The sequence below is a fragment of the Nocardia sp. NPDC057353 genome, assembly GCF_042667085.1.
Classification (GTDB): Bacteria; Actinomycetota; Actinomycetes; order Mycobacteriales; family Mycobacteriaceae; genus Nocardia.
Window position 1 is genome coordinate 64,609 of the sequence record NZ_JBHVAK010000025.1, and the last position, 21,460, is coordinate 86,068.

The 21,460-nt window shown below is 74.2% G+C and carries 23 protein-coding genes; 19 read left to right on the forward strand and 4 right to left on the reverse strand.

Annotated elements, in window-relative coordinates:
* The first annotated feature begins 62 nt into the window (after positions 1-62).
* From bioB to ACFUUZ_RS15595, 4 genes are all read left to right on the forward strand, one after another.
* The gene (gene bioB, locus ACFUUZ_RS15580; protein WP_378696575.1) at positions 63-1,076 is read left to right on the forward strand and encodes a biotin synthase BioB; all 1,014 of its coding nucleotides are present in this window, start codon (positions 63-65) and stop codon (positions 1,074-1,076) included.
* 41 nt (positions 1,077-1,117) lie between these two features.
* The gene (locus ACFUUZ_RS15585; RefSeq protein ID WP_378696577.1) at positions 1,118-1,327 is read left to right on the forward strand and encodes a hypothetical protein; all 210 of its coding nucleotides are present in this window, start codon (positions 1,118-1,120) and stop codon (positions 1,325-1,327) included.
* 11 nt (positions 1,328-1,338) lie between these two features.
* Positions 1,339-1,962: a DUF2567 domain-containing protein gene (locus ACFUUZ_RS15590; RefSeq protein ID WP_378696579.1), complete on the forward strand. Its 624-nt coding sequence runs from the start codon at positions 1,339-1,341 to the stop codon at positions 1,960-1,962.
* 72 nt (positions 1,963-2,034) lie between these two features.
* Positions 2,035-2,766, forward strand: a complete 732-nt coding sequence (locus ACFUUZ_RS15595) for a hypothetical protein (RefSeq protein WP_378696581.1) — start codon at positions 2,035-2,037, stop codon at positions 2,764-2,766.
* Here ACFUUZ_RS15595 and ACFUUZ_RS15600 read toward each other — a convergent pair.
* Positions 2,750-3,445: an NUDIX domain-containing protein gene (locus ACFUUZ_RS15600; protein WP_378696583.1), complete on the reverse strand. Its 696-nt coding sequence runs from the start codon at positions 3,443-3,445 to the stop codon at positions 2,750-2,752. The two genes, ACFUUZ_RS15595 and ACFUUZ_RS15600, sit on opposite strands and share 17 nt — an antisense overlap.
* 76 nt (positions 3,446-3,521) lie before the next feature.
* Here ACFUUZ_RS15600 and nadA point away from each other — a divergent pair, with 76 nt between their 5' ends.
* The 3 genes from nadA to nadC all read left to right on the forward strand — a co-directional run bounded on the left by nadA (position 3,522) and on the right by nadC (position 7,235).
* On the forward strand, positions 3,522-4,547 hold the full coding sequence (nadA, locus tag ACFUUZ_RS15605; protein WP_378696585.1) for a quinolinate synthase NadA: 1,026 nt from the start codon (positions 3,522-3,524) through the stop codon (positions 4,545-4,547).
* On the forward strand, positions 4,544-6,277 hold the full coding sequence (locus ACFUUZ_RS15610) for an L-aspartate oxidase (RefSeq protein ID WP_378696587.1): 1,734 nt from the start codon (positions 4,544-4,546) through the stop codon (positions 6,275-6,277). Before nadA ends, ACFUUZ_RS15610 begins: the two co-directional genes overlap by 4 nt.
* 97 nt (positions 6,278-6,374) lie before the next feature.
* The gene (gene nadC, locus ACFUUZ_RS15615) at positions 6,375-7,235 is read left to right on the forward strand and encodes a carboxylating nicotinate-nucleotide diphosphorylase (protein WP_378696589.1); all 861 of its coding nucleotides are present in this window, start codon (positions 6,375-6,377) and stop codon (positions 7,233-7,235) included.
* Here the strand turns inward: nadC and ACFUUZ_RS15620 are convergent.
* Positions 7,232-8,410: a winged helix DNA-binding domain-containing protein gene (locus ACFUUZ_RS15620; protein ID WP_378696591.1), complete on the reverse strand. Its 1,179-nt coding sequence runs from the start codon at positions 8,408-8,410 to the stop codon at positions 7,232-7,234. The genes nadC and ACFUUZ_RS15620 overlap by 4 nt on opposite strands.
* A gap of 147 nt (positions 8,411-8,557) precedes the next feature.
* On the opposite strand from ACFUUZ_RS15620, the gene ACFUUZ_RS15625 reads away from it, so the two are divergent.
* From ACFUUZ_RS15625 to hisI, 12 genes are all read left to right on the forward strand, one after another.
* Positions 8,558-9,403 (forward strand): arylamine N-acetyltransferase, encoded by an 846-nt coding sequence (locus ACFUUZ_RS15625; RefSeq protein ID WP_378696593.1) that lies wholly within the window; start codon positions 8,558-8,560, stop codon positions 9,401-9,403.
* A 47-nt stretch (positions 9,404-9,450) separates the two neighbouring features.
* Complete coding sequence (locus ACFUUZ_RS15630) at positions 9,451-11,202, forward strand: penicillin-binding transpeptidase domain-containing protein (RefSeq protein ID WP_378696595.1); 1,752 nt, start codon at positions 9,451-9,453, stop codon at positions 11,200-11,202.
* 167 nt (positions 11,203-11,369) lie between these two features.
* Positions 11,370-12,944, forward strand: coding sequence for a protein kinase (locus ACFUUZ_RS15635; RefSeq protein WP_378696597.1), 1,575 nt, complete (start codon positions 11,370-11,372; stop codon positions 12,942-12,944).
* A 131-nt stretch (positions 12,945-13,075) separates the two neighbouring features.
* The gene (gene hisD / locus ACFUUZ_RS15640) at positions 13,076-14,413 is read left to right on the forward strand and encodes a histidinol dehydrogenase (protein WP_378696599.1); all 1,338 of its coding nucleotides are present in this window, start codon (positions 13,076-13,078) and stop codon (positions 14,411-14,413) included.
* 53 nt (positions 14,414-14,466) lie between these two features.
* Complete coding sequence (locus tag ACFUUZ_RS15645; RefSeq protein ID WP_378696631.1) at positions 14,467-15,564, forward strand: histidinol-phosphate transaminase; 1,098 nt, start codon at positions 14,467-14,469, stop codon at positions 15,562-15,564.
* 16 nt (positions 15,565-15,580) lie between these two features.
* Positions 15,581-16,195: an imidazoleglycerol-phosphate dehydratase HisB gene (hisB, locus tag ACFUUZ_RS15650; protein WP_378696601.1), complete on the forward strand. Its 615-nt coding sequence runs from the start codon at positions 15,581-15,583 to the stop codon at positions 16,193-16,195.
* Positions 16,192-16,821, forward strand: coding sequence for an imidazole glycerol phosphate synthase subunit HisH (hisH, locus tag ACFUUZ_RS15655; RefSeq protein ID WP_378696603.1), 630 nt, complete (start codon positions 16,192-16,194; stop codon positions 16,819-16,821). The genes hisB and hisH overlap by 4 nt, the downstream gene beginning before the upstream one ends.
* 68 nt (positions 16,822-16,889) lie before the next feature.
* A complete protein-coding gene (locus ACFUUZ_RS15660; RefSeq protein ID WP_378696605.1) occupies positions 16,890-17,429 on the forward strand; it encodes a hypothetical protein in 540 nt (179 codons plus the stop codon).
* Positions 17,430-17,501: 72 nt separating this feature from the next.
* Complete coding sequence (gene priA / locus ACFUUZ_RS15665) at positions 17,502-18,233, forward strand: bifunctional 1-(5-phosphoribosyl)-5-((5-phosphoribosylamino)methylideneamino)imidazole-4-carboxamide isomerase/phosphoribosylanthranilate isomerase PriA (protein ID WP_378696607.1); 732 nt, start codon at positions 17,502-17,504, stop codon at positions 18,231-18,233.
* Between the two features lie 73 nt (positions 18,234-18,306).
* Positions 18,307-19,134: an inositol monophosphatase family protein gene (locus tag ACFUUZ_RS15670; protein WP_378696609.1), complete on the forward strand. Its 828-nt coding sequence runs from the start codon at positions 18,307-18,309 to the stop codon at positions 19,132-19,134.
* A 13-nt stretch (positions 19,135-19,147) separates the two neighbouring features.
* Positions 19,148-19,921 (forward strand): imidazole glycerol phosphate synthase subunit HisF, encoded by a 774-nt coding sequence (hisF, locus tag ACFUUZ_RS15675; protein WP_378696611.1) that lies wholly within the window; start codon positions 19,148-19,150, stop codon positions 19,919-19,921.
* Between the two features lie 19 nt (positions 19,922-19,940).
* The gene (hisI, locus tag ACFUUZ_RS15680) at positions 19,941-20,285 is read left to right on the forward strand and encodes a phosphoribosyl-AMP cyclohydrolase (protein ID WP_378696613.1); all 345 of its coding nucleotides are present in this window, start codon (positions 19,941-19,943) and stop codon (positions 20,283-20,285) included.
* A 1-nt stretch (position 20,286) separates the two neighbouring features.
* Here hisI and ACFUUZ_RS15685 read toward each other — a convergent pair whose 3' ends face one another.
* On the reverse strand, positions 20,287-20,712 hold the full coding sequence (locus ACFUUZ_RS15685) for a MarR family winged helix-turn-helix transcriptional regulator (RefSeq protein WP_378696633.1): 426 nt from the start codon (positions 20,710-20,712) through the stop codon (positions 20,287-20,289).
* A 263-nt stretch (positions 20,713-20,975) separates the two neighbouring features.
* On the reverse strand, positions 20,976-21,437 hold the full coding sequence (locus ACFUUZ_RS15690) for a peroxiredoxin (protein ID WP_378696615.1): 462 nt from the start codon (positions 21,435-21,437) through the stop codon (positions 20,976-20,978).
* Positions 21,438-21,460 lie beyond the last annotated feature (23 nt).

Genomic DNA, 21,460 nt, shown 5'->3' on the forward strand with positions numbered 1-21,460 from the left:
CGTTCAAGTAGTCCTGAACGGCGTTCAAGTCGGGGGGCTACCTCGGCGAAGGAGGGATTCGCATGACCCAGGCACCCGTCACCGTCGACATTCTGGCGACTGCTCGCGAGCAGGTGCTGGAGCGCGGCGAAGGGCTGGACCGGGAGCAGACGCTCGCGGTGCTCGAGCTCGGCGACGACCGGCTGGAGGAGCTGCTGGCGCTGGCGCACGAGGTGCGGCTGCGCTGGTGCGGCCCCGAGGTCGAGGTCGAGGGGATCATCAGCCTGAAGACCGGCGGCTGCCCGGAGGACTGCCACTTCTGCTCGCAGTCCGGGCTCTTCCAGTCGCCGGTGCGCGCGGCCTGGCTGGATATCCCGAGCCTGGTCGAGGCGGCCAAGCAGACGGCCAAGACCGGCGCCACCGAGTTCTGCATCGTGGCGGCGGTGCGCGGGCCGGACGCGCGGCTCATGGCGCAGGTGGCGGCGGGCGTCGAGGCGATCCGCAACGAGGTCGACATCCAGGTGGCCTGCTCGCTCGGGATGCTCACGCAGGACCAGGTGGACCAGCTCGCCGCGATGGGCGTGCACCGCTACAACCACAACCTGGAGACCGCGCGCTCGTACTTCCCCAACGTCGTCACCACGCACAGCTGGGAGGAGCGCTTCGACACCCTGCGCATGGTGCGCGAAGCGGGCATGGAGGTGTGCTGCGGCGGCATCCTCGGCATGGGCGAGACCCTGGCGCAGCGCGCCGAATTCGCCGCCGACCTGGCCGCGCTCGACCCCGACGAGGTCCCGCTGAACTTCCTCAACCCGCGGCCGGGCACCCCCTTCGGCGACCTCGAGGTGCTGCCCGCGGCGGACGCGCTGCGCGCGGTGGCCGCCTTCCGGCTGGCGCTGCCGCGCACCATGCTGCGGTTCGCGGGCGGCCGGGAGATCACGCTCGGCGACCTCGGCGCGAAGCAGGGCATCCTCGGCGGCATCAACGCGGTGATCGTCGGCAACTACCTGACCACCCTCGGGCGCCCGGCCGAGCGCGATCTGGATCTGCTCGGCGAGCTGAAGATGCCGATCAAGGCGCTGAACGAAACGCTCTGACCGCTGCGATGCGCGAAAGACCACTGGGTACTGTCATGGCCATGGAGGAGCGCTACAACCCGTTCACCGGCGCACCGGTGGTCACCGGCGCCGAGGACGCGCTGCCGACGGCCGCCGCGCTCGGGCTGGAGCCGCCGCGGTACTGCGCGCGGTGCGGCCGCCGGATGGTGGTGCAGGTGAGCCCGGACGGCTGGTGGGCCCGATGCTCCCGGCACGGCATGCTGGAATCCGCCGCGCTGGAACGCCGCTAGTGGCCGGCCGGATGCGCCGCGAGCTGCGGGCGGCGCTCGCCGTCGGGGTCGGGGTGCTCGTGGTCGGCGCGCTGCTCGGCGTCGCGTGGGGGTTCCTCGCCCCCGCCGAGCGGCTGATCGTGGTCGCCGACGGCCGCGGCGCGCCGCTCACCGGCGAGAGCATGCACCGCTTCGACGCGCTGGCGATCTTCGTCTGTCTCGGCGCCGGGCTCGGGCTGGTCTCGGCCGCCGCGGCCTGGCGGGCCCGCTCGGTGCGCGGCCCGCTGCTGCTGGTCGCGCTGCTGCTCGGCTCGTTCGCGGGCGCCTACGCCATGGCCGACATCGGCGAACTGGTGGCCGAAATGCGGAACCCGCGCCCGGACGACCCGCTGGTCGGGCAGATCGTCACGCTGCCCGCCGAGGTCGAGGCGTGGCAGGCGCTGCTGATCCAGCCGCTGCTGGCCGGGCTGGTGTTCCTCTTCCTCGCCGCGCTGAGCACCGCCGAGGATCTCGGCACCGGCTTCACCGGGCCGTTCGGCGAGAGCAGGCCGGTGCGGGCCGCGGAGCCGGAACCGGAGCCCGCCGTGTACACGCCGTACCCGCAGGACACGGCGCCGGATCCCCGCTGGTCCCGCCCCGGCCCGTCGGAGCACTGACCGGCCGGACATCCGCGTGTCCGCCCCGGATGTCCGGTGCGAAACCCGCTCCCGCTGTTCGATCCTGGGGGGATGACGCAGACCGAGCTCGACCGACTACCGGTGCCCGCCGACCTTCGCCGCGCGCTGGCGGGCGACTACGCCGACCGCGCGCGGGTGGTCGACGGCCAGCGGGTGCGGGTGGACCTGGACTGGTGGAACACCTCCCTGGTGAAGCTGGGCGCGCCCGGCGGCTGCCTGTGGGTGGACGGCACCGACACCGGCCAGGTCGACGTCACCCGCGCGCACGTCTTCGCCGCCGCGGACCAGGGGGTCTGGCCGCTGCTCTGGCTCTCCATGGCCTGGGGCACCGGCTCGCGGCGCAGGCTGGTGCACAGGCGCATGCGCGCGGCCGCCGCCGACCCGGAGCGCTACGCCGCCGCGCTCACCGCCGCCGCGCAGGCCGCCGCCGCCGACCCGGAGCGGGCGTACGCCCTGCTCTACCCGGGCGACCGCAGCCTCGTCCCCACCCTCGGCCCCTCCTTCTTCACCAAATTCCTCTACTTCGCCGGCGGCGGGAACCCGGTGCACCGCAGCCGCATCCTGGACAGCCGGGTGGCGCGCAGCCTGCACCGCGCCGGGTGGCGCTCGCTGCGCACCGGCGGCGCCTGGCCCGCCCGCACCTACGGCCGCTACGCGGGGCTGCTCGACGACTGGACCGCCACGCTCAGCGCCGAGCTGGGCTGCCCGGTCGCGGCCGACACCGTGGAGCGCTGGCTCTTCGACCAGGGCGCGGGCTCGCGACCGGTCAGCTCCGTGGCCTGAGCGCCGCGAACTCGTCGGTGACCCGCAGCTCGGAGTCGGTGAAGCGGTAGAGCGCCGCCGGGCGCCCGCCGCTGCGGCCGGGGGCGGCGGTGGCGCCGGTCGGGGTGATCACCGTGCGGCGGCTCAGCACCCGCTGCAGGTTCGTGGTGTCCACGTCGTAGCCGAGTGCGGCGCAGTAGATCTCGCGCAGGGTGGACATGGCGAAGCGTTCGGGAGCCAGGCCGAAGGCGATATTGGTGTAGGAGAGCTTGGCGGCCAGCCGGTTGCGCGCGTGCCGCAGCACGGTGCCGTGGTCGAACGAGGTGACCGGGAGCGCGGAGAGCGGGTGCCACGCGGTGTCGTCCGGGAGCCGCGGGTCGGCGGTCATCGGGACCAGGCCCAGGTAGGCGGAGGCGATCCGGCGCGGGCCCGGCACCCGGTCCGGCGCGCTGAAGACCGAGAGCTGTTCCAGGTGGCTGAGCTCGCGCACGTCCACCTTCTCGGCCAGCTGCCTGGCGGCCGAGGCGTCCAGGTCCTCGTCGGCGCGCAGTTTCCCGCCCGGCAGCGACCAGGTGCCCGCCTGCGGGTCCAGCGCGCGCTCCCACAGTAGAACGGCGAGCTCAGGGCGCTTACCTGCGGAAACGTCGCGAACCTGGAACACCGCGGTGAGCGTTTCGTGGATGGTGCTACTATGGGTCACGTTTTCGATTGTAAGTCGAAAACCTGGTTCGGTGCGAATCCGGCGACGAGGGCCGGCGCACGAGGAAGGAGCCGTCATGGCGATGCCAGCACTGATGGAACAGGTCGTGGACGGGCCCGAGGGGTACGAGGGCGTGCAGGCGGGGCCGGAGTGGGCCGCCGAGGTGCGCCGGCTGGCGAAGGCGCGCAACGCCACCATCCTGGCGCACAACTACCAGCTGCCGGAGATCCAGGACATCGCCGACCACGTGGGCGATTCGCTCGCGCTCTCCCGGATGGCGGCCGAGGTGCCGGAGGAGACCATCGTCTTCTGCGGCGTGCACTTCATGGCCGAGACGGCCAAGATCCTCAGCCCGGAGAAGACCGTGCTGATCCCGGACCAGCGCGCGGGCTGCTCGCTGGCCGACTCGATCAAGGGCGAGGAGCTGCGCGCCTGGCGCGCCGAGTTCCCGGACGCCGTCGTGGTCTCCTACGTGAACACCACCGCCGAGGTGAAGGCGCTCACCGACATCTGCTGCACCTCCTCCAACGCGGTCGACGTGGTCGCCTCCATCGACCCCGACCGCGAGGTGCTCTTCCTGCCGGACCAGTTCCTCGGCGCGCACGTCAAGCGGGTCACCGGCCGGGCCAACATGCACATCTGGGCGGGCGAGTGCCACGTGCACGCGGGCATCAACGGCGACGAGCTGGCCGAGCAGGCGCGCACGCACCCGGACGCCGAGCTCTTCGTGCACCCGGAGTGCGGCTGCGCGACGTCGGCGCTGTACCTCGCGGGCGAGGGATCGTTCCCGGCCGACCGGGTGCACATCCTCTCCACCGGCGGGATGATCGACCAGGCCAAGGCGGCGAAGTCGTCGCAGGTGCTGGTGGCGACCGAGGTCGGCATGCTGCACCAGCTGCGCAAGGCCGCGCCCGGCATCGACTTCCAGGCCGTCAACGACCGCGCCTCTTGCCGCTACATGAAAATGATCACCCCGGCCGCGCTGCTGCGCTGCCTGGTCGAGGGCGCCGACGAGGTGCACGTCGACGCCGAGGTGGCCGCGCTCGGCCGCGGCTCGGTGCAGCGCATGATCGCGATCGGCAACCCCGGCGGCGGGGAGTGACCGGGTTCGTCCCGCGCACGGTGCCGGTCACCGTCGACTGGGAGGCCGCCGCCGATCTGGTGGTGATCGGCGGCGGTGTCGCCGGGCTCACCGCGGCGCGCACCGCCTCGCTGCGCGGGCTGCGGGTGCTCACGCTGAGCAAGGGGGGTCCGGCCGACACCGCCACCCAGTACGCGCAGGGCGGGATCGCGGTGGTCGCGCCGGAGGGCGATTCGGTCGACGCACACGTGCGGGACACCGTCGCCGCGGGCGCCGGGCTCTGCGACGCCGCCGCGGTGCGCTCCATCGTGGCGGGCGGGCAGGCCGCCGTCGCCGCGCTCACCGACCTGGGCGCCGTCTTCGACCTGGGTCGGGACGGGCGGGTGGCGCGGACCAGGGAGGGCGGGCACAGCATCCGCCGGATCATCCACGCCGGTGGGGACGCCACCGGCGCCGAGGTGCAGCGGGCGTTGAACGCCGCCGGGCTGCCGGTCCTCTTCGGCGCCGCCGCCGGGGAGATCCTGCGCGGGCCGGACGGCGTGCGCGGCGTGCTCGTGGTCTCCGAGCGCGGGACCGGGGTCGTGCACGCGCCCGCGGTGCTGCTCGCCACCGGTGGGCTCGGGCAGCTGTACGCGTTGAGCACCAACCCGGACGGGGCCACCGCCGACGGGGTGGCGCTGGCGCTGCGGGCCGGGGCGGCCGTGGCCGACCTGGAGTTCGTGCAGTTCCACCCGACCGTGCTCTACACGCCCGGCGGGCTCGGGCGCAGGCCGCTGATCAGCGAGGCCGTGCGCGGGGAGGGCGGGGTGCTGGTCGATCTCGCGGGCCGGTCGGTGACCGCGGGGGTGCACCCGCGCGGGGACCTGGCGCCGCGGGACGTGGTCGCGCTGGCCATCGCCGGGCGCATGCGGGAGACCGGGGCCGACCACGTCCTGCTCGACGCCACCGGCATCGCCGGGTTCGCCGCCCGGTTCCCGACCATCACCGCCTCCTGCCTGGCCGCCGGGATCGACCCGCGCACCGACCCGATCCCGGTCGCGCCCGCCGCGCACTACCAGTGCGGCGGGGTGGTCACCGACACCGCGGGGCGCACCGGGGTACCGGGGCTGTACGCGGCCGGTGAGGTGGCGCGCACCGGGTTGCACGGTGCGAATCGGCTGGCCTCGAACAGCCTGCTCGAGGGGCTCGTCGTCGGGGAGCGGGCCGGTGCGGCCGCGGTCGAGCGGCGCGGTGCCGCGGGGGAGGTGACCGAGGTCCGGCGGGTCGCCGCCGAGGTCGCGCCGCGCGCCGCGGTGCAGCGGCTCGCCACCGCGCACGCGTCCGTGGTCCGCGACGCGGACGGTCTCGACCGGGCGCTGCGGCGGCTGGCCGAGGTGAGCCGTCCGGTGTCCACGGACGAACGGCACGCGCCGGAAGGCTCCGGTATCGGCCGATTCGCCGCGACCGATGCCTCGGGGCACCGGGGAGACCGTCCCGCGCCCGCGGACGCCGCCGCCGGTCCCGACGCCGCGTTCGCGGATGCCGTCGCGGCCAGGCGGATCACCGCGGTGGAGGACGCCGCGCTGACGCTCACCGCGCGGGCCCTGCTCGCCGCGGCCGCGCTGCGCACCGAGAGCCGCGGCTGCCATACCCGCTCCGACCATCCCGGCACCGACGCGGCCCGAGCGCGGAGCACCCGCTTCGTGCTCGGCCCGGACGGCACGCCGGTCCCGGCGGGCGCCGCCGACCCAGCCGTTCCGACGGCTTCCTGATCCGGCCGCCCGACGGCGTCCCGATCGGCCCGACTGCCTCGTGATCCCGCCGGAGGCAGCGTTTCCGACCCGACTCACCCGACCCCGAGGAGACCCGATGACCCTCGACCCCGCCCTCGACCGCGAGGAGCTGCTGACCCTCGTCCGCACCGCACTGCACGAGGACCTGCGCTACGGCCCGGACGTCACCACCACCGCCACCGTCCCCGCCGACGCCACCGTGCGGGCCCGTGTCGTCTCCCGACAGCCGGGCACGATCGCCGGGCTCGACGTCGGGCTCCTCGTCCTGGACGAGGTGCTCGGCGCGGGCGGCTACGCGGTGACCGCGCGGCTCGCCGACGGCGCCCGTGTCGCTCCGGGGGACGTCGCGCTGGAGCTCACCGCCCCCACCCGCGGCCTGCTCACCGCCGAGCGCACCCTGCTCAACCTGCTCTGCCACCTCTCCGGCATCGCCACCGCCACTGCCGCCTGGGTCGACGCCGTGGACGGCACCGGCTGCCGGATCCGGGACAGCCGCAAGACCCTGCCCGGGCTGCGCGCGCTGCAGAAGTACGCGGTCCGGGTCGGCGGCGGCGCCAACCACCGGATGGGGCTCGGCGACGCCGCGCTGATCAAGGACAACCACGTGGCCGCGGCGGGCTCGGTGGTCGCGGCGCTGCGCGCGGTCCGGGCAGCCGCCCCCGGCCTGCCCTGCGAGGTCGAGGTGGACAGCCTGGAGCAGCTGGACGCGGTGCTCGCCGAGAACCCGGAGCTGGTCCTGCTCGACAACTTCCCGCTCTGGCAGACCCAGGCCGCGGTGCAGCGCCGCAATGCCGCCGCCCCGGACACCGAGCTGGAGTCCTCCGGCGGCCTCACCCTCGACGTCGCCGCCGACTACGCCCGCACCGGCGTCGACTACCTCGCGGTCGGCGCGCTCACCCACTCGGTGACCGTGCTCGACCTGGGGCTGGACGTCTAGCCCGAGAGCTCCTGCTCCAGCGGGGTGCGGAACCGCGGGATCGCCCGCACCGCGCCGTAGAAGGCGCGCATCCGCTCCGCCTCGGCGGTGATCGCGGCCTCGGCCTCGGCGCCGACGTCCTCCAGCAGCCGCCAGGCGAGCTCGCCGTCGCGGCGCTGGGCCCAGCCGCCGACGATCCGGCCGTCCCACCAGACGGTGGGGCCGATATTGCCGAAGCGGTCGAAGAGCGCGGGGGCGTGCGGGCCCAGGTACCAGTCGCGGGATTTCCAGCCCATCGGGGTCGGGTCGAGGTGCGGGAGCAAGGCGGCCCACGGCTCGGGCTGGGGGACCGGGTCGAGGTCGTCGGCGAGGATCAGGCCGGGGGTGCCGTCCAGGTCGACCTCGACGGTGTCGACCTCGGCCAGCGCCTTCGTGACGTCCCGTTGCGACCAGCCGGTCCACCAGACCAGGTCGGAGAAGGGGGCGGGGCCGAAGGCGCGCAACCACTCGCGCAGCAGGGTCGCGCGCGCCGCCACGAGCGGAATGGTGGGAACGCCTGCCGGGAGCCAGGATTCGATGGGCTCCCAGCGGTACTGGCTGCCCGCCCAGGTGCCGCCGGGGCGGCCGCGCACGATCCGGCCCTGCGCGCCGAGCAGCACCAGCACCCAGGTGGTGATCGAGCCCGGTTTGGAGTACGCCTTCTCCGGCGTCGGGTCGATCTTGGTGGCCAGCCGCGGCACCAGCTTGCCGAGCTGGGCGCCGGTCGCCGAGCCCGCTTCCAGCAGGGCGCGGTGGGTCTCGTCGGCGACCTCGTCCAGCCAGGCCGCGGGGTCGTCGCCGCCCTCCCCGGCCTTGGCGAGGTGGCGGGTGTAGGTGCGGTGCTGGGTCACCGCGAGCGCGTCGGCGCAGGCGGACTGCAGCACCGGGACCAGGTCGGTGGGGACGACGAACATGGTGCGCCGCATGCCGAGCAGCCGGACCAGCTCGCGCCGGTCGTAGAGCGCCTGCTCCAGGTGCGCGGGGGTGAGCTCGGGGCCGCGGGCGGCGGCGGAGAGGAAGACCGTGGCCGGGTCGGTGGCGTGCAGCGCGACCACCGAGCGCACCACCTCCACCACGTCGGCGGTGCGGGCGGCGGGGGCGAGCCGGTGCCGCACGGCGAGCCGCGCCCGCCGCTGGGCCGTGTCGATCGCGTGCATGCGCGCAGCGTAGCGAGGGGCGGTGACAGCCCGGGTCGGCTGCGCGGACGCGACGCGCGCAGCCTGGTCGGGAACAGGAGGGCAGCCCGCGCGGTTGTCGGGAACGAGGCGCGCGTTCGGCCGCCGCACCCGAGGCGAGGAGGCCCGATGACGGCGCAGCAGACCCCGTGGCAGGGCGGGGCGCTCGACCTGGACGCCTACCTGACCCGCATCGGCTACGCGGGCGAGCGAGCGCCGACGGCGGCCGCGCTGCACGCCCTGGTCCGCGCCCACACCACCGCCATTCCGTTCGAGAACCTGGAGGCCCTGCTCGGCCGCCCGGTCCCCCTGGACCTGGACTCCCTGCAGCGCAAGCTCATCCGCAGCCCGCGCGGCGGCTGGTGCTACGAGAACGCCGTGCTGTTCGCCGCGGCACTGGAGCGCTTCGGCTTCGACTTCACCGCGCTGAGCGCCCGCGTCACGATGGGCACGGCGCACCCGGTGCACATCCCGACCAGACCCGCCACGCACGCACTGCTCGCCGTCCGGGTGCCGGGGTCGGCGCACCCGCTGATCGCCGACGTCGGCTTCGGCGCGGGCCCGCTCGCCGCCTACCCGCTGACCGAGCGCGGCGAATTCACCCTCGGCGACTGGCGTTTCCGCCTGGAGCAGAAGGGCGAGCTCTGGGTCCTGCACCAGTTCGCCAGGGACGGCTGGGTGGACCGCTACACCTTCACCGAGACCCCGCAGTACCCGATCGACTACGAGGTCGCCAACCACTACGTCGCGACCTCTCCGCGCTCGCCCTTCACGCACCGGATCTTCGCCCAGCGATTCCACCCGGACGTGCACCACATCCTGGACGCCCGCACCTGGACCACCGAGTACCCGGACGGCCGCGCGGAATCCCGCGAACTGGAGCCGGAGGAACTGCCGAAGGTGCTGGCCGAGGTCTTCGCGATCGAACCGCCCGCCGCCGACGCGGCGGCGCTGGTCGCGACGGTCCTGGACTGAGCGCCTTCCTCCCGCATACCCGGCCCCTCCGGCGTTACTCTCCCCGCGTGCGCTCTCCTCTCCGCCGACCGCTGGTCGCGCTCGCCGTCCTCGGGCTCGGGCTCGCAGGCTGCTCCGGCCCGGAGCAGCCGGACACCGTCGCGGCCGAGTTCGCCGACGCGCTGCGCCGCGACGACGTGGCCGCCGCCGCCAGGCTGACCACCGACCCGGCCGCCGCGACCCCGGTGCTGGAGGGGCTCTACCGGGCACTCGGCACCGAGAACGAGGTCGCCGTCCGCTCCGCCGACGGCGGCGACTTCACCCTCGACGTCACCTGGAAACTCGGCCCCGGCGGCCGGAACCTGTGGCAGTACACCACCTCCGGGCTCGCCACCGACACCGACGCCGGCTGGCGGGTGAAGTGGAGCCCCGCCACGGTCGCCCCCGGCCTGGACGCGGGCCCGCTGGAGTACAGCCCGGCCTACGGCGACCCGGCCAGGGTGCTCGACGCCGCGGGCGGCGAGCTCATGACCGAGCAGGTCGTCACCCTGGTGAACCTGGCACCGGACGCCGACACCGCGGGCGTCGCCGCCCTGGTCGCCCCGGTCGCACCCGGCCTCACCGCGCAGACCCTCGACACCGAACTCGCCGCCGCCCAGGGCCGGACGGTCACCGCGATCACGCTGCGCGACGCCGACATCGCGCCGATCCAGAACCGGCTGAGCGCGCTGCGCGGCGTCACCCTCGCCCCGCAGCCCCGGCTGCTCACCGTGGACCGGGCACTGGCCGGGCCGCCGCTGGCAGGCCTCGCCGAGCTCTGGCAGCAGGAGGCCGACGCGGCCGCGGGCTGGTGGGTCCGGGCGGAGACCCCGCAGGGCGACCGCCGGGTCGCGGGCCGCGACCCGCGCGCCACCGCCGACATCGCGAGCACGCTGGAGCCGGAGCTGCACCGGGCCGCCGAGGCCGCGCTCGCCCCGATCCCGACGCCGGCCGCGGTGGTCGCGCTGCGGCCCTCCACCGGCGCCGTGGTCGCGGTGGCGCAGAACGCGGCGGCCGACGCGCAGGGCGCGCTCGCGCTCACCGGGCTCTACCCGCCCGGCTCCACCTTCAAGACCGTCACCGCCGCGGCCGCGCTGCAGGCGGGCGCCGCCACCCCCGACACCGTGCTGCCCTGCCCCGGCCGCGCGGACATCGAGGGCAGGCGGATCCCGAACGACGACGACTTCGACCTCGGCCGGGTGCCGCTGCACACCGCGTTCGCGCGGTCCTGCAACACCACCATGGCCGCGCTCGCCGTCGGGCTCCCGCCCACCGCGCTCACCGACGCCGCCGCCCAGCTCGGGCTCGGCATCGACTACGTCACCCCCGGGCTCACCACCGTCACCGGCTCGGTCCCCGCCGCCGAGACCCCGGCGCAGCGGGTGGAGGCGTCGATCGGGCAGGGGCAGGTGACCGCGTCGCCGTTCGGCATGGCGCTGGTCGGCGCCGCGCTCGCGCAGGGCTCGGTGCCCGCCCCCGCGGTCGTCCAGGGCCGCCCCGGCACCCCCGACCGGATCCCGCCCGCGCTGCCCGCGGGGATCGCCGACGACGTGCGATCGATGATGCGGGAGACCGTCACCGGTGGCACCGCGACCGCGCTGCGTGACATTCCCGGCCTACTCGGCAAGACCGGTACCGCCGAGTACGGCGACGGCACGGCGGCGCACGGCTGGTTCCTCGGCATCGACGGCGATCTGGCATTCGCCGTGTTCGTCGCGGACGCGGGCAGTTCGGAGCCCGCGGTGGCGGGCGCGGGGCGCATGCTCAGGGCAACTCGATAGCGAAAACGTATGGCAACACGGTATCGTGATCGGTGCGAGATAAACCCCCGCTGACGCCGACTCGGGATCACAGGCCCGCTACACTTGGCGTCGAACGTGCGGATGTCGAGCCGCGCGCTGTCACGATTTCGAGAAGGTTCGGAGTAGAAGCCATCGATACCGGTCAGTTGATCGCGGAACATTACCGCCTGGTCGAGCGGATTGGTAGCGGCGGCACGGGCGTGGTCTGGCGCGCCGTCGACGAGCGGTTGCAGCGCTCGGTGGCGATCAAGCAGATCCACATCAAGCCGAGCCTCCCGCAGCACGAGCGGGAAGTGGTCCGCCAGCGCGCATTCCGTGAGGCGCGCAACGCCGCCCGCTTCCAGCACCCGAATGCCATCGTGGTCTTCGACATCACCGAGCACAACGGTGACCCGTGTCTCGTCATGGAGTACCTGAAGTCGCGCAGCCTGGCCGCGGTCATCTCCGCGCAGGGCACGCTGCCGCTGACCCAGGTGGCCAGGATCGGCGAACAGGTCGCCGCCGCGCTGATCGCCGCGCACCAGGCGGGCATCGTGCACCGCGACGTCAAGCCGGGCAATGTCCTGCTCGACGACCACGGCACCGTGAAGATCACCGACTTCGGCATCTCCCGCGCCACCGGCGACGTCACGCTCACCGAGACCGGGCTGATCTGCGGCACCGCCGCCTACCTCGCCCCCGAGGTGGCCCGCGGCGCCGACCCGACGCCATCGGCGGACGTCTTCGCGCTCGGCGCAACGCTTTTCCACGCCCTCGAGGGCGAGCCGCCGTACGGGGCAAGCGCCAACCCGCTCGCCGTGCTCTACGCGGCGGCGAACGGCCAGGTCAGCGAGCCGCGGAATGCCGGGCCCGCGACCGATTTCCTGCTCCAGCTGCTCGATCCGGACCCGGAGCAGCGGCCCACCATGCGCACCTCGCGGGCTCGGCTGGCCGCGCTCGCCGAGACCGGCGCCGAGCCGGTGCCCGCCGGGTTCGTGCCCGCCAGCGAGGCGTACGGCGCCCGCGAGCAGCAGCGCGGCGGGCCGGGGGTGCGCACCGCGTCCCCGCCGCCGCAACGACATTCGCGCCCCACCTCGCCGCGGCCGGGTGGCCCCGGCGGGCCGGGTGGCCCGCGCAACGGCGCCGCCCCGCGCGGCGCCAACCACCCGAAGACCGCGACCCACCCGCGCACGGCCGCACACCCGCAGCCCGCGCCGGACGCGGGCTCCGGCTCGGGCAAGCGCACCGCCGTGGTGATCGGCGCCGGGCTCGGTGCGATCGCCGCCGTGGCCGCGGTGCTCTTCACCACCATGGGTGGCGACGACTCGACCGGAAACCAGGCGGCGGCGAGCACCACCTCGGTGAGCGTCAGCGCGGGTCCGGCCACCAGCTCGGCGGCGCTGGCCGCCATCGGGCAGACGCCGAGCGCGGCCACCGTCGACCTCGGCTCGGCCGCCCAGCTGGTCGTCGACTTCTACAGCAGCCCCGCGGGCAACTGGTCGCTGCTCACCCCGGCGGCGCAGGAGGTGTACGGCTCGGAGTCCGAGTTCCGGCAGTACTGGCGCTCGCGGACCATCGACACCTTCTCCAGCATCGACGCCCCGTCCCGGAGCAACAACGACGACGGCTCGATCACCATGCGGGTCGCCAGCCTCACCATCAGCGGCCAGACCAAGGCGGTCACGCTGCGGGTGATCGGGTCCGGCAGCGGCAGGCTGCTGATCGACAGCGACACCCGCTAGCCCGACGGCGGTGCCGGGTGACCGCCGCCACGCGGCGCGGCGGCCCCGGAAAAGCGCGTGCGCGGGACGGATAGGCTGGTAGCCGGACGCGCGCTGCGCCAGGCCCCCTCGAGACAGGACCGCAGACCGAGATGACCACACCCATCGAGCTCGCCCGCGTGGATCTGCGCGGTCGCACTCCCACCGTCGCCGAGCTGCGCACCGCGCTGCCGCGCGGGGGAGTCGACGTGGACTCGGTGCTGCCGCACGTGCGGCCGGTGGTGGAGGCGGTCCGGGACCGCGGCGCCGCCGCCGCGCTGGAGTACGGGGAGAAGTTCGACGGCGTCGCCCCGGCCGCGGTGCGGGTGCCCGCCGCCGCGCTCGCCGAGGCGCTCGCCGAGCTGGACCCGCGGGTCAGGACGGCCCTCGAGGTCGCGATCGAGCGGACCAGGAAGGTGCACGCCGACCAGCGCCGCACCGACACCGTCACCGAGGTGGTGCCCGGCGGCACCGTCACCGAGCGCTGGGTGCCGGTCGAGCGGGTCGGGCTGTACGTGCCGGGCGGCAACGCCGTCTACCCGTCCAGCGTCGTGATGAACGTGGTGCCCGCGCAGGCCGCCGGGGTGGCGTCCCTGGTGGTGGCCTCGCCGCCGCAGGCGCAGTTCGGCGGTGCCCCGCACCCCACGGTGCTGGCCGCGGCCGCGCTGCTCGGCGTCGAGGAGGTGTGGGCGGTCGGCGGCGCGCAGGCCGTCGCGCTGCTCGCCTACGGCGGCACCGACACCGACGGGCAGCCGCTCGCGCCGGTCGACCTGATCACCGGGCCCGGCAATATCTACGTCACCGCGGCCAAGCGGCTCTGCCGCGGGCTGGTCGGGATCGACGCCGAGGCCGGGCCCACCGAGATCGCCGTCCTCGCCGACGCCACCGCCGACCCGGTGCACGTGGCCGCCGACCTGATCAGCCAGGCCGAGCACGACGTGCTCGCCGCCAGCGTCCTGGTCACCGACAGCCCCGCGCTGGCCGACGCCGTCGACGCCGCGCTCACCGCGCAGCTGCCGGTGGTGGAGCACGCCGAGCGGGTGCGCACCGCGCTCACCGGCACCCAGTCCGGCACCGTGCTGGTCGACGACATCGCCCAGGGGCTGCGCGTGGTCAACGCCTACGCCGCCGAGCACCTGGAGATCCAGACCGCCGAAGCCCCCGCCGTCGCCGCGCGGGTGCGCAGCGCGGGCGCGATCTTCGTCGGCGCGTACGCCCCGGTCAGCCTGGGCGACTACTGCGCGGGCTCGAACCACGTGCTGCCCACCGCAGGCTGCGCGCGGCACTCCTCCGGGCTCAGCGTGCAGACCTTCCTGCGCGGCATCCACGTGGTCGAGTACACCGAGGCCGCGCTGAAGGACGTCGCCGGGCACGTGGTCGCGCTCGCCGACGCCGAGCAGCTGCCCGCGCACGGCCAGGCCGTGCGGGCGCGGTTCGAGGCGCTCTCGTGACCGTCACCCCGGACGATCAGCGCCCTCGCGCCGCCGCGGTCCCCGGCGCGGGCATCGGGCTGGACGCACTGCCGCTGCGCGAGAACCTGCGCGGCAAGCAGCCCTACGGCGCCCCGCAGCTCAGCGTGCCGGTGCAGCTCAACACCAACGAGAACCCGCACCCGCCGACCCGCGCGCTGGTCGACGACGTCGCCGAGGCGGTCCGCGCCGCCGCCGCCGAGCTGCACCGCTACCCGGACCGGGACGCGGTCGCGCTCCGCGCCGACCTCGCCGCCTACCTGACGAAGCAGACCGGCACCGCGGTCGACACCGCCAATGTCTGGGCCGCCAACGGGTCGAACGAGATCCTCCAGCAGCTGCTGCAGGCGTTCGGCGGGCCAGGCCGCAGCGCGCTCGGCTTCGTGCCCTCCTACTCGATGCACCCGATCATCTCCGAGGGCATCGACACCGCGTGGATCGAGGCCAAGCGGGCGGGCGACTTCTCGCTCGACGTGGAGCACGCGCTCGCCGCCATCGCCGAGCGCCGCCCCGACGTGGTCTTCGTGACCAGCCCGAACAACCCGACCGGGCACAGCATCCCCGGCCCCGAGCTGGAGCGCATCCTGGACGCGGCGCCCGGCATCGTCGTGGTGGACGAGGCCTACGCCGAGTTCTCCGCGCAGCCGAGCGCCATCGGGCTGATCGACCGCTACCCGGCCAAGCTGGTGGTCAGCCGGACCATGAGCAAGGCCTTCGCCTTCGCGGGCGGCAGGCTCGGCTACCTGGTCGCCGCACCCGCCGTCGTCGACGCGCTGCTGCTGGTCCGGCTGCCGTACCACCTGTCGGTGGTCACCCAGGCCGCCGCCCGCGCGGCGCTGCGGCACGCCGCCGAGACGCTCGGCAGCGTCGCCGAGCTCGCCGCCCAGCGCGACCGGGTGGCGGCCGAGCTCACCGCGCTCGGCTTCGACGTGGTGCCCAGCGACGCCAACTTCCTGCTCTTCGGCCGGTTCGCCGACGCACCGGCCACCTGGCGGCGGTACCTGGACCGCGGCGTGCTGATCCGGGACGTCGGCATCCCCGGCCACCTGCGCGCCACCATCGGCCTCGCCGCCGAGAACGACGAATTCCTGCGGGTCAGCGCCGAACTGACCGGCGAACTCGCCCCGCGATGACACCGGAGGTAGCCCGATGAGCAGAACCGCGCGGGTGGAGCGCAGCACCAGGGAGTCGAGCATCCTGGTCGAGCTGGACCTGGACGGCACCGGCCGCACCGAGATCAGCACCGGCGTTCCCTTCTACGACCACATGCTGACCGCGCTCGGCGCGCACGCGGGCTTCGACCTGACCGTGCGCGCGCAGGGCGACATCGAGATCGAGGCGCACCACACCGTCGAGGACACCGCCATCGTGCTCGGCCAGGCGCTCGGGCAGGCGCTCGGCGACAAGGCGGGCATCCGCCGCTTCGGCGATGCCTGGATCCCCATGGACGAGACGCTGGCGCACGCCGCCGTCGACGTCTCCGGCCGCGCCTACTGCGTGCACACCGGCGAGCCGGAGCACCTGCTGCACGCCGTGATCCCCGGCTCCGGGCCGGGCGCGCCGTACTCGACCGTGCTGAACCGGCACGTCTTCGAATCGATCGCCTCGCACGCACGGATCGCGCTGCACGTCCGGGTCATCTACGGCCGCGACCAGCACCACGTCACCGAGGCGGAGTTCAAGGCGGTGGCCCGCGCGCTGCGCGCCGCCGTCGAGCCGGACCCGCGGATCAGCGGGGTCCCGTCCACCAAGGGGGTGCTGTGAAATCCGTGGCGCTGCTGGACTACGGCTCCGGCAACCTGCACTCCGCCGAGCGCGCCCTGGTACGCGCGGGCGCCGAGGTGACCGTGACCGCCGACCCGGATACCGTGCTCGGCGCCGACGGCCTCGTCGTCCCCGGTGTCGGCGCCTTCGCCGCCTGCATGACCGGGCTGCGCGAGGTGCGCGGGGAGCGGCTGATCGGGCAGCGGCTGGCCGGTGGGCGGCCGGTGCTCGGGATCTGCGTCGGCATGCAGATCCTGTTCGAGCGCGGGGTGGAGTTCGGCGTCGAGGCCGACGGCTGCGGGGAGTGGCCCGGCACCGTCGACCGGCTCGAGGCGCCGGTCCTGCCGCACATGGGGTGGAACACCGTGGACGCCCCGGCGGGCAGCGTGCTCTTCGACGGCCTCGACCCCGAGACCCGGTTCTACTTCGTGCACTCCTACGCCGCCCGCAGCTGGGACCTGCCGGACGCCGAGCACATCGCCCCGGCCCGGCTCACCTGGTCCGACCACGGCGGCCGCTTCCTCGCCGCCGTCGAGAACGGGCCGCTCTCGGCCACCCAGTTCCACCCGGAGAAGTCCGGCGACGCCGGAGCCGCGCTGCTGCGCAACTGGGTTCGCGCGCTCTAGATTTCTCCGGGTCGATATCGGGGTGGCACCCGGATCCGCCGGGGTCCGGCGCTGCCTACCGTCGGCATATGCGCCCATCACCCGTGCTGCCCAGCGTCGCCGTCGGCGGCTACGCGGCGGTCGCGAGCCTCGCGTTCGCGGCCACCCTGGTCGAGACCACGCTGCTGTACCCCAATATCTTCCGCGACGTCCCCGCCTCGCTCGCGCTCTCCGAGGAGTTCATGAGCGCGGTCGCCATCGGCGACGTCATGCGCCCGCTCGGCGCCGTCCTGATGTTCACCGCCCTGCTCGCCCTCGCGGCCGCGGTCGCCTACCGCGTCGCCCGCCGCTGGGTCCTGCTCTCGCTGATCCCGCTGCTCCTCGGCCAGGCAGTGCTCTCCATGCTCTACCAGTGGCCCCGCGCGACCATGCTCTACGACGACCGGGCGCGGTACAGCACCGCCGAGATCCAGCGCGCCGCCGACGAATTCCTGCTCGGCCACTACGCCCGCATCGGCGCCGCGCTCCTCACCGCCGCGCTCGCCGTCACCGCCCTGCTCGCCTGCCACCGCGCGCTGGTGCTCGCGGGCGCCCGCCGCGCGCGGCCGGAGCCGCTTCCCGCCGCCTGACCGCGGCGACCGGAGCACCGGTGGCAAACCCCCAGGCCGGGCCGCTCCGCGCGCCCGACTAAGCTGCCACGAGTGAGTCTCGTACTTCTGCCCGCCGTCGATGTCGCCAATGGTGAGGCCGTGCGCCTCGTACAGGGGGAGGCAGGCAGCGAAACCAGCTACGGCTCGCCCCGGGAGGCGGCGCTGGCGTGGCAGCAGGCGGGCGCCGAGTGGGTGCACCTGGTCGACCTGGACGCCGCCTTCGGGCGCGGGTCGAACCGGGAGCTGCTGGCCGAGGTCGTCGGCGAGCTGGACGTGCAGGTGGAGCTCTCCGGCGGGATCCGGGACGACGAGTCGCTGCGCGCCGCGCTCGCCACCGGGTGCGCCCGGGTGAACCTGGGCACCGCCGCGCTGGAGGACCCGGTGTGGTGCGCCAAGGCCATCGCCGAGTACGGCGAGCGGATCGCGGTCGGACTGGACGTGCGGATCGTCGACGGCGAGCACCGGCTGCGCGGCCGCGGCTGGGTCAGCGACGGCGGCGACCTGTGGGAGGTGCTGGAGCGGCTGGAGCGCGACGGCTGCACCCGCTACGTCGTCACCGACGTCACCAAGGACGGCACCCTGACCGGCCCCAACCTGGACCTGCTCCGCGATGTCGCGGGCGCCACCGACGCCCCGGTGATCGCCTCCGGCGGCGTCTCCACCCTGGACGACCTGGTGGCCATCGCCGAGCTGGTCGGCGAGGGCGTGGAGGGCGCGATCGTCGGCAAGGCGCTGTACGCGGGCCGGTTCACGCTGCCCGAGGCGCTGGCGGCGGTGCGCTGAGCGTGCCCCGCAACCTCGAGGCGTCCGCCGCCGAGCCGCGCGGACTGTCCGCACCGCGCCCGGATCGCCTCCGATGACCGCGCGTGACCAGGCAACGGTGGCCGACGGCGAGCTGACGGCGCTGCTCGACATCGCGGGCCGGATCCTGGACGAGGCCGCGCCGCGGTTCGTCGAGGGGATCGGCGCGCCGAGCGCGGTCACCAAGGGCCGCAACGACTTCGCCACCGAACTCGACCTGGAACTCGAGCGCACGGTGAGCGCCGCGCTGCGCGAGCGCACCGGCATCGAGGTGCACGGCGAGGAGTTCGGCGGCCCGCAGCTCACCTCCGGCGCCGCCTGGGTGCTCGACCCCATCGACGGCACCTTCAACTACTCCGCCGGGCACCCGCTCTCCGGCATGCTGCTGGCCCTGGTCCGGGACGGCGAACCGGTGCTCGGCCTCACCTGGCTGCCGCTGCTGAACCGCCGCTACGCCGCGGCCGCCGGCGGCCCGCTGCTGGTGGACGGCGCCGCGCTGCCGCCGCTGGAGCAGGCCGCGCTCGGCGAGTCCATGATCGGCTTCGGCGCCTTCAACGTGGACTCGACGGGCCGCATCCCCGGGCAGTTCCGGTTCGACCTGCTCGGCCCGCTGAGCAGGCTCTCCTCCCGGGTCAGGATGCACGGCTCCACCGGGATCGACCTGGCGTTCACCGCGCACGGGGTGCTCGGCGGCGCCATCGTCTTCGGCCACCACCCGTGGGACAACGCGGCGGGCGTCGCGCTGGTCAGGGCTGCGGGCGGGGTGGTCACCGATATCGCGGGCGAGCCGTGGAGCATCTCCTCCGGCTCGGTGCTCGCCGCCGCGCCCGGCGTGCACGCCGAGCTGCTGGCGATGATCTGCACGGTCGCCGAGGACGCGTGAGGAAGGTGCCGAGATGACGCTGGCCGTGCGGGTGATCCCGTGCCTGGACGTGGACGCGGGGCGGGTGGTCAAGGGCGTGAACTTCCAGAACCTGCGGGACGCGGGCGACCCGGTCGCGCTGGCCGCGACCTACGACGCGCAGGGCGCCGACGAGCTCACCTTCCTCGACGTCACCGCCTCCACCGGTGACCGCGGCACCATGATCGACGTGGTCACCAGGACCGCCGAGCAGATCTTCATCCCGCTCACCGTCGGCGGCGGCGTGCGCACCGTCGACGACGTGGACCGGCTGCTGCGCGCGGGCGCGGACAAGGTCTCGGTGAACACCGCCGCCATCGCGCGCCCCGAGGTGCTGCGCGAGATGTCCGAGCGGTTCGGCTCGCAGTGCATCGTGCTCTCGGTGGACGCCCGCACGGTGCCCGCGGGGCAGCCGGAGACCCCCTCCGGCTGGGAGGTCACCACGCACGGCGGCAAGCGCGGCACCGGGATCGACGCGGTCGAGTGGGCCGAGCGCGGCGCCGAGCTGGGCGTCGGCGAGATCCTGCTCAACTCCATGGACGCGGACGGCACCAAGGCAGGTTTCGACCTGCCGATGATCCGCGCGGTGCGGGCCGCGGTGGCGGTGCCGGTGATCGCCAGCGGCGGCGCGGGCGCGGTCGAGCACTTCGCCCCCGCGGTGCACGCGGGGGCGGACGCGGTGCTCGCCGCCAGCGTCTTCCACTTCGGCGACCTGACCATCGGGGACGTCAAGGATTCCATGCGCGACCAGAAGATCGTGGTGCGCTGATGTCCCGTATAAAGACAGCATGAGCCTGGACCCGAGCATCGCCGCCCGCCTCAAGCGCAACGAGGCGGGGCTGGTGTCCGCGGTGGCCCAGGAGAAGGCCACCGGGGACGTGCTCATGGTCGCCTGGATGGACGACGAGGCGCTGGCCCGCACGCTGGCGACGCGCAAGGCCACCTACTACTCGCGCTCCAGGCAGCAGTACTGGGTGAAGGGCGAGACCTCGGGGCACACCCAGTACGTGCACGAGGTGCGGCTGGACTGCGATGGCGACACCGTGCTGCTGGTGGTCGACCAGGAGGGCGCCGCCTGCCACACCGGCACGCACACCTGCTTCGACGGCGACCAGCTGCTCGCCGAGGGCTGAGTCAGTCCTGGTTCTCCCGGTCCAGCACCTCGGTGAGGTGCCGGGAGAGCGTCTCCACCACCCGGGCGAGTTCGCGCGTGGCCTCCGGGTCCAGCGCGTCGAAGACCAGCCTGCGCACTGCCGCCAGGTACCCCGGCGCCACCGCGACCACTTTGACGTAGCCCGCGTCGGTCAGCACCGCCCGTACGCCGCGCTTCCCCGAGGTCGCGGAGCGCTGGACCAGGCCGAGCCGCTCCAGTTTGGAGACCACGTGCGAGAGCCGGGATAACGACGCATTTGCCTTGTGCGCCAGCTCGCTCATCTGCAATCGGTGCCCCGCCTCCTCGGAGAGCAGGGTGAGCACCCAGTACTCGAAATGGGTGATCCCGAATTCCCGCTGCAGCCGGGTGTCGAGCGCACCGGGCAGCCGGGTGGTCACGGTGACCATCGCGCGCCACGCGCGCTCTTCGACCGGGTCGAGCCATTTCGTCACTGCCTGCCTACTTTCGGAGCCAAGTGACGTGGGCGGAGGTTCAGCCGGGCGGAATCGGCGCGGTATTCACTGCAACGTGTATTCACAGTCACTCGCGTGAGCGAGTTTGCCACGGCGATGCTCGAGCGTCAGGGAGTTGCCGAGTTCCGTGAAAACACTCACAAACCGCCGGAATCGGTCGCCCGGCGCGCGGGCCTTCTCGCGCCGGGCGCCGCCTCCTACTTCGCGCGGTCGCGCAGGAACTGCAGGGCGTCGTCGGCGTGCACGTTGGCGCGCAGCTCACTGGAGATCACGGTGAGCACCGTGCGATCGGTGTCGATCACGAAGGTCTGCCGCTTCACCGGCGCCAACTTGCCGAGCAGCCCGCGCTTCACCCCGAACTCCTTCGCCACCGCGCCGTCGGCGTCGGAGAGCAGCGGGTACCCGAGGCTCTGCTTGCCCGCGAACCCGGACTGGGTGTCCACCGAGTCGGTGCTGATCCCGGCGCAGCTCGCACCGAGCGCGGCGAACTCGCCGACCAGGTCGCGGAAGTGGCACGCCTCGGCGGTGCACACGGGGGTGTTGGCGGCGGGGTAGAAGAACAACACCAGCGGTCCGTCGGCGAGCAGCGCGTCGAGCGAACGGGGTGTACCGGACTGATCGGGGAGCTCGAACTGCGGAGCGAGCTGGCCTGTCTGCATGAACCCCGACCCTACCTGCCGTG